Here is a 10,553-nt window from a genome sequence, read left to right as displayed (position 1 = left end):
GTCCGTGCTTGCGCCGACGGTCAGGTTCTGGCCCGCAGCCGACTGCTGCACCAGACCGATCGAGCCGCTGGACAGCTGGTTCTGCACGTTCGTGATGTCCGTCGTGTTCTGAGCGATATTGGTCGTGTTCTGCGTCACGCGGCCGTCGAGGTTGGTGACCGCAGCGCCCACGCTGGTGACCGTCGTGCCGCCCACGGTATAGCTCGGCACACTGACCGTGCCGTCCGCATTCACCGTCGAGCCGCCACCCAGGGCGCTCGCCACCGAGCTGCTCGCGCCATACAGCTGGCCGCCGTTAATGGCATCCACGCTCGTCGCGTTCACCGCACCCGCAGCCACGCCCGTCAGCACCCGGGAACCCGCCGTGCCGGCGAAGTCCACCACCGTGCCGTCCGTGTCCTTCGCCACCGTGATGTTCCGGGTGGTCGCGTCCTGCTGCACCAGACCTGTCGTACCATCGTTGAGGCTGGTCGTCAGGTTCGTGATGTCCGAGGTGTTCTGCGCGATATTGGTCGTGTTCTGCGTCACACGGTCGTCAATGTTGGTGACCGCAGCGCCCACGCTGGTGACCGTCGTGCCGCCCACGGTATAGCTCGGCACACTGACCGTGCCGTCCGCATTCACCGTCGAGCCGCCACCCAGGGCGCTCGCCACCGAGCTGCTCGCGCCATACAGCTGGCCGCCGTTAATGGCATCCACGCTCGTCGCGTTCACCGCACCCGCAGCCACGCCCGTCAGCACCCGGGAACCCGCCGTGCCGGCGAAGTCCACCACCGTGCCGTCCGTGTCCTTCGCCACCGTGATGTTCCGGGTGGTCGCGTCCTGCTGCACCAGACCTGTCGTACCATCGTTGAGGCTGGTCGTCAGGTTCGTGATGTCCGAGGTGTTCTGCGCGATATTGGTCGTGTTCTGCGTCACACGGTCGTCAATGTTGGTGACCGCAGCGCCCACGCTGGTGACCGTCGTGCCGCCCACGGTATAGCTCGGCACACTGACCGTGCCGTCCGCATTCACCGTCGAGCCGCCACCCAGAGCGCTCGCGACCGAACTGCTCACGCCATACAGCTGGCTGCCGTTAATAGCGTCGGTGCTGGTCGCGCTCAGTGCGCCCGCTGCCACATTGGTCACCGTCACCTGCGTGCCCGCGTTACCCAGCGTCACGCTGTCGTGAGCCGGCGAGTCGTACTGCACCGCGTCAGCCAGCGTGCCGTTGATGGTCGTCAGCGAGTTGTTGATCGTGCTGATGTCCGTCGTGTTCTGCGTCACCCGGCCATCAATGTTGGTCAGGGCTCCGCCCACGTTGGTGAACGTGCTGCCGCCGATCGTGTACGACGGCGCGCTGATTGCACCGGTCGTCGCGTCGTAGGTCGAGCCACCACCCAACGCCGCCGCCGCAGTCGAGCCGCTCTGGTTGACCTTCGCGTCTTCCGATTGCAACTGGCTCACGTTCACCGCGTCCGTCGCCGCCGAACCGGCGGCGACGTTCGTGATGCGACGCTCCGCACCGGCCGAACCCACCGAGACCTCACCGTTTTCCACCGACGCCGTGCCCGACAGCGTAGCGCTGCCCGGGTTGTAGCCCGCTGCCGTCAGATCAGCCGTGGTCGTCGAAAACGAGCCCAGTGCCACGGAGTACCCCGCCGTCGCGACTGCTAGGGGGCCGATCGCGCTCGAAAACATCCCGCTCGCGACTGCTTGGGTGCCGATCGCGCTCGAATACATCCCGCCCGCGACTGCTTGGGTTCCGAACGCGTTCGAATACTGCCCGCTCGCGACTGCTTGGAAGCCGATCGCGTTCGACTCGATACCGCTCGCGACTGCTAGGGGGCCGATCGCGCTCGAATAGTCGCCGCCCGCCTGGGCGGAGTAGCCGATCGCGTTCGAAAAGACCCCGGTCGCGGTCGCAGAGTTGCCGATCGCCGTGGCGCAGGCCCCAACCGGCGATCCCACCGTCGATGAATTGTTTCCGATGGCGATGTCGCAGATGTTACTAACGGTACCCGCAGGGTTGGTGGCGGTGACTTGGGCGGAGGCACTGTCGGCAAAGACCAGCCCACCCGCTGCAACGCCCAGCGCCAGCAAAGCGCTCAGAATGCGCCGCGACGACGACTTTTTACGCCCCTTAGCGAATTCCGATGCAGCGCTCCACGTCCCGGTGGAGGCATTCCATACAACGCGATAAGACTTATTCATAATGTGATCTAGAATCCAGATAGAGGTGACAGACGCCAATCGACTAAGTCACCGGAACATCTGGTAGTCCTTTTTCGAGGCAGCCAAGTTACGCTCAATGAGCGCATAACTGAACTTTAAATTGCTTGCCGCAACAGGAATGTAAGACTCGGCCTAATACACCGAAATTAAACTGAGACCCGTCTTAATATCATCGCTTTGGGTGGCTAGGCTCGATTGCATGAAGGGCCTTACCAACCAAGAATCTCGGCCGGATAGCGGCCTTGAGTCGGCGGTTTTTTGAGTCCGACCTTGGTTTTCGTGTCGCGTTTGACCAGATCCAGCGCGATACGGCGCAGGATCGCGAAGTTCTGCGCGACGTTGCCCACGCGCACACGGCACTGGTCTTCGCCAAAGGTCACATCAAGCACACAGTGGAGGTTGTGCTCAGTAGGCCGGAGGAATTTCACCTCCGGCCTCTCTCAGAACGGTGCGTGAACTTCTCGATTCACACCGCTCCCGTCAGGCAACCGCGCAAACAAACAGCCCGAAAGAAGGTACGGAACCGGCGTCACACGGATCTGATCTTTAGTTATGCAGGACAATTCCCGATATATCAGGGGGAAAATCACCTGCCGAGAAATGCGTCGTGCCAGCATGCCGTGTCCAGCACCAGGCATGACAACACATCTTCCATCGTGCCGTATGACACTCGGGCGCCGGCGTGGGATGGTCATTGGCGTAGGGCGGGAAATCATTAACTGGCGCACCGCCCCCTGTGCGGAAACAACGGACTTGGGAGCCGCTCGCGCGGAAATCGCACACCGCGTCCGGGGAAAGGGACGGTGAACGCCGCTCCTTCTGCTGTTTAACTGATTTTGTAATTGTTGAGGATTGTAAATTTTCTGAAACCTGTCAGCGATCGTCCTCCGTATGTCGTTAACCGGAAGGATGTTCATGGACATCCTTCCCAAATCTACGGAGATAACACGAATGAAATCGAAACTTGTCGCGCTTGCTTTCCTTTCCCTCACGCTTGCCGGTAGCACGTTCGCGCAGGATTACGATCATCACGAAGCCGATGCGCATCGCGCAGCCGCTCAGCATCGCGTGCATGAACGCGAGCGCATGCACCGCGATGCCCGTGATGACCGGATGCACCATGATCAGATGGCCAACGGGAATCACGACGATCAAATGGCGCGTTAAGGTTCCGCGTTCCCGGTCGACATCGCTGTTCACCACGGACTATCGGCGTAGCACGCCGCTCGCGTGCCGCCGTACCTGGCTGTTGTTGTTGCATGCGGATGGTGACTGACTGGGCACGGCTCAGTGCACGCCCGGCAATCGCTCTGTTGGCCGGCGCCATGCTGTATTGGTTGCCACCCTGACAGGCGGTAACCTCGTCAGGAGCAGTACTCGCCGCGTGGGGCGGGAAATACCACGTACTCCTTTCATTACAGCAAGATTTTGTGATGCCAACGAAAAACAGTTTTCCCAATGCCGTCCTCGCGATCTCCGCGATTTTTCTGGGACTGTCTGGCTGTGCCGGACCGGCAAGCCAGCGGATGTCATCCGATTCGTGGATAGAGACGGGTCGCATCACCGGCAAGAAGCTGCTCGCCAGCGTCGACCAGCCATCGCCCGCGCCCGTCACCGCGGGCATGGGCGGGGGCGCCATCAGCGGTGGCGGTGGTGGGTTCGGCGGCATCGGTCTGGGGCTCGATCTGACGAGCCAGTTCAGTCATCCGCCAAAGACACAAAACATCTACGAATACGAGCTCACAACCGCCGATCGTCAGGTCCTGAAAATCAATAGCAATGTCGAACTGAAGGAAGGAGACTGCGCAAAGGCCATCGTCACGGCCCCGCAGGGAATGTCAAAAATCGAGGCTTCGTCTGCGTGCTGAGAACGCCAATGTCTGACTGGCAATCGGGCGGCGGAACACGGGATTTCCTGTTCCGACATCATCTGTGAAACCGCTTCGGTGAGCTGCTTTGCGTCAACCATCACCCGATGATCTCCTCTATCTCGTGCGGTTGGGGGGCGATCTGCTGCGCTTCGCCCGCCTGCAGCTACGCGATGCGGCGGCGGCTGAAGACGCTGTCCAGGAAGCACTCACCGCCGCGTGGGCACAGGCCGACCAGTTCGCCGGCCAGTCGGAGCATAAAACCTGGGTGTTCGGCATCCTGCGGCACAAGCTGGTCGACACGCTGCGTGCACGACAGCGCACGGTGAACCTGTCATCGCTCGGAGCGGAATTCGACGGCGAAATGCTGCTCGACCGCGAACTGTTCAGGGACAACGGGCACTGGACGGTGCACGGGAAACCGTATCAGTGGCCGTCGCCCGAAGCGGCGTTGCAGCAACAGCGGTTCTGGCAGTTGTTCGAGATCTGCCTTGATCAGCTAACCGAACATATCGGGCGCGTATTCATGATGCGGGAATTTCTGAATCTCGACATCGCCGAGATTTGCGCCGAGCTGCAGTTGAGCGCAAACCGTTGCAGCGTTCTAATCTATCGCGCGCGGCTGCGCACGTGCCTGACCGAAAAGGTTCTTCGAGCCGGAACGTGACCGTGGAACGGCAAGATGACGCGTAATTGTCAAAAAAAGACAGATGAAAAACGGTCGGCGCTGCGCGTGAAGACTTCACCGCAGCAGCGGAAATTCCGCAACTGGACACGCGCTACCGAAACCGATCATCGACCGGGCATGGAATGCGCAATTGCGGTTGTGCGGACGATTCCGCAAACTTGTGGCCAAAGGCAAGAACGCACATGTTGCAATCATCGCTATCGCCTGCGGACTGGTCGACTTCATCAGGGACATTGGGCGGTTGGGCATGAGCATGGCCACGCCACACCGCACGCTACCGGAGTGAAAGGAGGACATCACTACTCAGCAGGCTTACAGCCATCAAAGAGTTTCCTGAGGGCGGTGCAGCCCGGTATTCGAGCGCCCCCGCGTCCGCGTTCGGCAACAGCATCAGCTGACTTGCGTAGCAAGGAAGCGACAGACTTATGAGACGGACCTCTGTAATGCGGCAACCAATCCGCTCATAGAAGCGTGATCCACCGTCGAGACTTACTGCTACGCCGCCCTCAGGAAATTCAAACCCATCATGAACCGAATGTTGAAAACCGATGCCGGCGACTCTGCACTGACCGTCCTGCGGATGTCTTGACAAACCCCGTCCCGAAGGAGGCGAGCCGGTTTCCGTGAACGGCCAGCGGTGGTGTTCGTGGCGTGCAACGATCCGTCGAACGCAGTTTGGGCACACATACGTCGATATACCCAGTCCGGATTGCATCACTGACGACCCGGATGATGACCCGTTACCAACGTGGCAAGACTGCTATGTGATGATGCCGAAAGGGCGCATTAGAAAGGATGCCGAGAAAGCGGAGGTTCAAGGGGCGTGGGCAGCGTGGGACAGCGACAAGACTGGTGGGCAGTCTTACTACATGGCAACCATAATTCAATGAATTTTTAAACTCAGAACACTGGACCAATGCCTATTGCCAGCGTTTTATCCAGCGTGGCATCCACCATCGACGTAAAGGATTTTTTCAGTCATGTATGACGACGCGGCAATCGCCAGAAAGATGTAGCCCCCGAATTCGGCGATTTCACCGCGCCGTCCCATCGATGTGCGTGTCATCGCTCGCTGCTGATAGGGCGAGGGGGATGTAGTGTCCACGCCGTCCATGAAATTGTTGATGTAGCCCGGAGCAACCGCATTCACCCTTACACCTCTTTGTGCCCATTCGACTCCCTTCGTTCTCACGAGCTGGTCGATGCCGCGTAGGGCGTAAGCCCTGGAATGCCGGAGCTGCCGGCGATTGGCGACGCCGATGATGATGCTGCCCTTGCCCTCAGCGAGCATCGCACGGCCCGCATACCTGGCGCAGAAATAGGCGCCCTTCAGGTTGACATCGAGAATCCGGTCCCACTCACCGTTTTCATAATCTTCAGCCGCCTTTATCGTGTCGATGCCGACATTGCAGATCATGGTGTCGATGCGTCCGAACAGGTTCACGGTGTGAACGACGAGTTGTTCGCACGCGCGCGGATCCGAAACGTCGGAGGCAACGGTTTCCATCTTCAATCCCTTGGCGGCCAGTTCTGTCTGGGCAACGACGAGTTCAGCCTGATCCCAGGGCGCAACCACAACATGAGCGCCCCGCTCGGCAAACATGATGGCCAGACCTTTGCCGAGGCCGCGACTGGCGCCGCTGATGCAAACAATCCCGTTTTCGCCGCTAAAAAGATCGGTGGCGAACATGATGGATTCTGGTGAAAGGGTTAAAAAATAAAGCGATTGCGAATCCGGCCGCTCCGCTCACGCCGATTCGGCGGTTCGCCTTCGGGCATGCCGGCGCCATCCGCAGCTATGCCCGTTTCGCGCGTCGCTGTTATCCGACGCTTGCAACGGTCCCGGTCATCGATCTGCCCGAACTGTCTGGGGCGGCCCCTAGGCGAATCACACACGCGCTTCATCGGGCAATTCGGTTAAGTCCTCCGCTGTACCAGACGAGAAACTACCCAGCGGTCAATCAGATGAGCTTTCCAGATGGATGCTACCAAAAGATGGCACTGCGGATCCTGTTGTCGATGGCCCGGTCCGCTCACCATGATCGATCGCAACCCACCACAGGCATCACACTCGGTAAAACAGTGCCGGTCGTCGGCTTCCACCGCAATATCGCCGAGCAGCTCGTCCATGATGCTGTCGAGTTCGTCATCGGTCGTGTAGTGTCGGGAACCTGCAGCTCGTGCTCGTCGGTCGGCAGTCGCTTCGCGTGATATTCCGCCAGGCACCAGCGTTCGATATTTTCGCGTGCGCGCTTTTTGCCGCGCACGAATTTTCTGTTGTTTTCCACCATGATGCGCACAACATGATGGTCGCGATCTTCTCGCCGGCCGGTATAGCCGGCGCGATCGCCCGCTGTGCGCCGGGGCGCAGCGCGTAGACGTTGGCGTGACCCGGTTACGCCGTTACGGCGTGCTCAGGCGCACGGCCCACCTGGTCGATGGATCCGGCGTCCGTGGAGCTTCCCGCGCCCCCGTCATTGGCCGCGGCAGGTGCATCATGGGCGTAAACACCGGGCGGCGGCTTCCAGCATGCGTTGCTCGCCGGCACGCGCGTAGATCGACGTGGTCAGCAGCGACGCATGCCCGAGAATCTGCTGTCCACCTTTACGCGAAACGCGTGTCCAGCTTCCGCGAATTACGCACGGAACTATCTCTCAGCGGCGCCTATCGGCAACTCCCATTCGGCTCAAGAAATCTTTTTAACCGCTATGAGGAACAGGTCCGTAAAACCTATACCTTTGTGCAGTCCGTGCAGTCCGTGCAGTCCGCGCAAGACCCGCGGGAAACAGTCACCATCACGGGGTCGACACCGCTGCGGCAGCTCATCGACCCGGCATCGGTGGCAGGCGGGTCATACACGCTGTCGTGAACGGGTTCGGCGCTCGGACGTATCTCCGTCGGCATGAACAATCTGCCGCCCAGCGTGGCGCAACCCGGTCCCGTCACGGTCAGTAACGTCCCCTTCGAGGCGGGCGGGTTTCCTGATCGACTTCCAACCCGGCGGGACGCTGGGACAGGTGCAGATCGTGCCCGGTGTCGCGGCGTTCTCGTTCATGCGGCGCCCCTCTGAAGCAGAACTGTTGCGCTGCTATCGCAAGGCGTTTGTGATCTATTTGGCCGGGTCGAATTCGGTTGTCGGCGAGGTATTCATCTACGGTAGCGAGACCTATCTTGTCCTGCCCGTTACGCTGCCTGTACCCATCGGTGCGCGTCCTTCATTCCAGGGTGGCGGTTACGACAATCTCGCTTCAGACACCACCAACGCCGGCTGCGTCAGCAGTGTTGCGCTGCTCAACGGGCCGGTCGATTACGCGACCAGCCGCAATGCTGCGTTGAAACTCAGTGTGACGACTGCGCTATCGACTGCTGGCTATGGGTGCCGTCTTTACACCCAGAGTACCGCCCTTGCTCACCCTACCCGGCTGATGTTCGAGGACTGAGCGTGAACTGCATGAAATTCCTCCGCCTGATCGCGGCCTCGCTGGCGGCCGTCCTGTTCATCGGCTACACGGTGATCCATATCGAAGGCGACAACAACCTCGTCGACGACATCGTCGGGCACGGCGGCACGCTCGCCGTGCCCGAATCGGCCGTCAGCCGGCCAGCGGCCCGGTAGCACGCCGTTTTCCGGACCCGTCTCATCCAGAACCCAGAAGAATACTGCCGCACGGACAGCATCGCGACATAGTACAAATCAGGATGCCTTTCCCGTCCGGTTCCCCTTTGCCGGGGGCGCATACCAGATATTATTAAGACTGATCTGATGCATGTCGTTGCCACGCCTGAGCACGCGGACCCGCTGGCTGGCAGTGGGCAGGGTGCCTCATAAGGAGTTCAAAATGAAAGCAAAGGCCCGCGGTACCGGATGGCGCACCCATACGCTGCTCGCCATGACGGCGATGTCTTGCGGCCTGCACAGCGCAGGGGCTGCGACGGGCGGCACCATCTACTTCACCGGCATGATCGTCGCGCCCGCGCTCGAGGTGTCCAGCGTCGTCCTCCCGCCGGCATCCTCCGTGCGCGTCACGACCCAGGCAGGCGCTTCAGCCTCAATGGTGGCGGTCACGTTCAGGGTGCCATCAGGCGGGGTCCCGGGTGTGGATGTCTCATGGCAGGTGAATGGCGCCACCGCATCGCTCGCGGGTGCCGCTGCGCCCGACATGCCCGCAGCACGCTTTGCCGACGGCCGCGGTCATGTGGTTGCGCCGGCGCCCGATGGGCGCTATCACGTGGGGAGCAACGGCGCGACGCTGCTGCTGGGCGCGAAACCTGGAGACCCGCTGTCAGCCGGCAGGGCGCTCACCGTCGTGCTCAGCTATGACTGAGCTTTCGTGCGCGTGCTGCCGCGTGCCGTGGTCTTGATCATCGCGGGGTTGATGCAGGCCAGGTGAGACAGCGAACGGCCTGTACGGCCGGCTCAGGGGCGACCGTCTGCAGGGATCGGGCTTCGTGCGCAACGCACCGCCCTGGCCCCAACCGGGTCCTGGATGCGCTGCGAAGGCACCCCCACCTCCTGCAACGGAAGCATCATCCCTTGTGGTGATGTCGCGTCTGCGGCCCCTGATTTCCTTTCCAGGATCGAAACCGCGCAACCCTCATTTTTCGCCCCCCTTTTCCGGTCGTCCCCAGCGGCCGTGAGCGGGTGGTCGCGACGCACGTGGCCAGGCCTGACGCTGCCCGCAACCGGAACGTCTCGCCTCACGCGCTCGCCAGCGTCAGCCAGCCCCCCGCCTTCGCGCCCAGGAAAAAACAGTTTCTGACATTTCCGACTGGTCCTATTCCACAGCGGGATGCCGTTCTGTACGTTACGCTTAATTCAACAGGGCGTGCACGATGGAACCGTTTCGTGATCTGGGCGATGAGCAATGGGCGCGTGTCGCGCCGCTGCAGGCCGGACAGCGGGCGTCCGGTGGCCGATACGCGTGCCGTGCTCAACGGCGTGCTGGGGGTGATGTTCACCCGCTCGGCATGGGCGAAGGTGCCAGCGCGGTATGCGCCCGGTGCACCGTGTCACCGGCGCTTCTGGCAGTGGCACGATTCAGGGGGGCCGTGGTCGACGCATTGGCCGGCTCACGGATACGTTCATCGGGGGATTTTCAGGTGGCAAATCAGATGGCAAAAAAAGAGACCTCGGCGGCATACCAGGCGCTGCTCGCTTTCTCGGACCTGGAGGAACACAACCGGCAGCACTTCATTTCAGGAATGAACACATTCCTGCTCTCCGCCCCGCAATCCCGCCGCCATCTGGTTGAACAGTGGAAACAGCATCACGAGCGGTTGACCGGCGGCAAGGTGCAGGCGGCGGCTGAAGCGCCCCAGAAGTGAGCGGCCTCATGGCGGGCGATGCCCGTCTGCGCATCGCCCGCGTCCCATCGTCAGGGGGACGACCCGATGTCGACCTCGATGCGATAGCGGGTGTACCCGTTCGGCCCGAAGCTGCAGTAGTCCCAGCACCGGAAGCCAAGACGCATCGCGTACCGGTGCGGCACCGCCAGTTCCAGCGTGTTTCCCTGCTGGAGCTCCGGCAGGCTTGCGTGCCCAAGCGCGAGCCTGCCCGCGGACGTCGTGTCAAACCACGATGCCGCACCGGCTGGCTTCCAGCCGGCTTTCCTGAACTCGCCCTGCAGTTGCTCCAGCAGGGCAAGCGCGTCGTCGAAAGGCTGGGCCTCAGCCATGGGGGACGCGGTGATGGCGGCCACCCGTGCATTGCGCCAGGTGATTTTTGCGGACCGCGTGGCGGGAAGTGTGAAGCCGTTGATGGGGTCATTGAACACGATGACGAC

Annotated in this window: 14 protein-coding genes and 1 pseudogene; 11 read left to right on the top strand and 4 right to left on the bottom strand. The window is 61.4% G+C overall.

What is annotated here, in order from left to right:
* Window positions 1-2,193: ESPR-type extended signal peptide-containing protein (locus tag KHO33_RS41255; protein ID WP_267916083.1), on the bottom strand; the 2,193-nt coding region annotated here is incomplete at its 3' end.
* Between the two features lie 230 nt (window positions 2,194-2,423).
* Window positions 2,424-2,642, bottom strand: coding sequence for a transposase (locus KHO33_RS41250; RefSeq protein ID WP_200568479.1), 219 nt, complete (start codon window positions 2,640-2,642; stop codon window positions 2,424-2,426).
* A 523-nt stretch (window positions 2,643-3,165) separates the two neighbouring features.
* On the opposite strand from KHO33_RS41250, the gene KHO33_RS41245 reads away from it, so the two are divergent.
* The 4 genes and pseudogenes from KHO33_RS41245 to KHO33_RS42515 all read left to right on the top strand — a co-directional run.
* Window positions 3,166-3,381: a hypothetical protein gene (locus KHO33_RS41245; RefSeq protein WP_200568478.1), complete on the top strand. Its 216-nt coding sequence runs from the start codon at window positions 3,166-3,168 to the stop codon at window positions 3,379-3,381.
* Window positions 3,382-3,647: 266 nt separating this feature from the next.
* Window positions 3,648-4,082 (top strand): hypothetical protein, encoded by a 435-nt coding sequence (locus KHO33_RS41240; RefSeq protein WP_200568477.1) that lies wholly within the window; start codon window positions 3,648-3,650, stop codon window positions 4,080-4,082.
* Between the two features lie 88 nt (window positions 4,083-4,170).
* On the top strand, window positions 4,171-4,749 hold the full coding sequence (locus tag KHO33_RS41235; RefSeq protein ID WP_200568476.1) for a sigma-70 family RNA polymerase sigma factor: 579 nt from the start codon (window positions 4,171-4,173) through the stop codon (window positions 4,747-4,749).
* A 112-nt stretch (window positions 4,750-4,861) separates the two neighbouring features.
* Window positions 4,862-5,056: pseudogene (locus KHO33_RS42515) on the top strand (IS110 family transposase); the annotation flags it as partial.
* A 648-nt stretch (window positions 5,057-5,704) separates the two neighbouring features.
* On the opposite strand, the gene KHO33_RS41230 reads toward KHO33_RS42515, so the two are convergent.
* Window positions 5,705-6,460: an SDR family NAD(P)-dependent oxidoreductase gene (locus KHO33_RS41230; RefSeq protein WP_200568475.1), complete on the bottom strand. Its 756-nt coding sequence runs from the start codon at window positions 6,458-6,460 to the stop codon at window positions 5,705-5,707.
* 11 nt (window positions 6,461-6,471) lie between these two features.
* Here KHO33_RS41230 and KHO33_RS41225 point away from each other — a divergent pair, with 11 nt between their 5' ends.
* From KHO33_RS41225 to KHO33_RS43090, 7 genes are all read left to right on the top strand, one after another.
* Complete coding sequence (locus tag KHO33_RS41225) at window positions 6,472-6,981, top strand: hypothetical protein (protein ID WP_200568474.1); 510 nt, start codon at window positions 6,472-6,474, stop codon at window positions 6,979-6,981.
* Window positions 6,982-7,387: 406 nt separating this feature from the next.
* A complete protein-coding gene (locus KHO33_RS41220) occupies window positions 7,388-7,639 on the top strand; it encodes a hypothetical protein (RefSeq protein ID WP_200568473.1) in 252 nt (83 codons plus the stop codon).
* Between the two features lie 148 nt (window positions 7,640-7,787).
* The gene (locus KHO33_RS41215) at window positions 7,788-8,210 is read left to right on the top strand and encodes a hypothetical protein (protein ID WP_211629311.1); all 423 of its coding nucleotides are present in this window, start codon (window positions 7,788-7,790) and stop codon (window positions 8,208-8,210) included.
* 11 nt (window positions 8,211-8,221) lie between these two features.
* Window positions 8,222-8,386: a hypothetical protein gene (locus tag KHO33_RS41210; RefSeq protein WP_200568471.1), complete on the top strand. Its 165-nt coding sequence runs from the start codon at window positions 8,222-8,224 to the stop codon at window positions 8,384-8,386.
* Window positions 8,387-8,609: 223 nt separating this feature from the next.
* Window positions 8,610-9,095 carry a hypothetical protein gene (locus KHO33_RS41205; protein WP_200568577.1) on the top strand — a complete coding sequence of 162 codons (486 nt, stop codon included), beginning with the start codon at window positions 8,610-8,612 and terminating at the stop codon, window positions 9,093-9,095.
* Between the two features lie 533 nt (window positions 9,096-9,628).
* Window positions 9,629-9,976 (top strand): transposase, encoded by a 348-nt coding sequence (locus KHO33_RS41200; RefSeq protein ID WP_407946229.1) that lies wholly within the window; start codon window positions 9,629-9,631, stop codon window positions 9,974-9,976.
* Window positions 9,973-10,095, top strand: coding sequence for a hypothetical protein (locus KHO33_RS43090; protein ID WP_407946228.1), 123 nt, complete (start codon window positions 9,973-9,975; stop codon window positions 10,093-10,095). The genes KHO33_RS41200 and KHO33_RS43090 overlap by 4 nt, the downstream gene beginning before the upstream one ends.
* Window positions 10,096-10,145: 50 nt before the next feature.
* Here KHO33_RS43090 and KHO33_RS41195 read toward each other — a convergent pair.
* A partial coding sequence (locus KHO33_RS41195; RefSeq protein WP_407946227.1) for a hypothetical protein occupies window positions 10,146-10,553 on the bottom strand: 408 nt, incomplete at its 5' end.

This window comes from Paraburkholderia nemoris (assembly GCF_905221015.1).
GTDB lineage: Bacteria > Pseudomonadota > Gammaproteobacteria > Burkholderiales > Burkholderiaceae > Paraburkholderia > Paraburkholderia nemoris.
The sequence above is the reverse complement of the archived record's forward strand: the minus strand, read 5'-3'. Positions and strand labels throughout refer to the sequence as shown.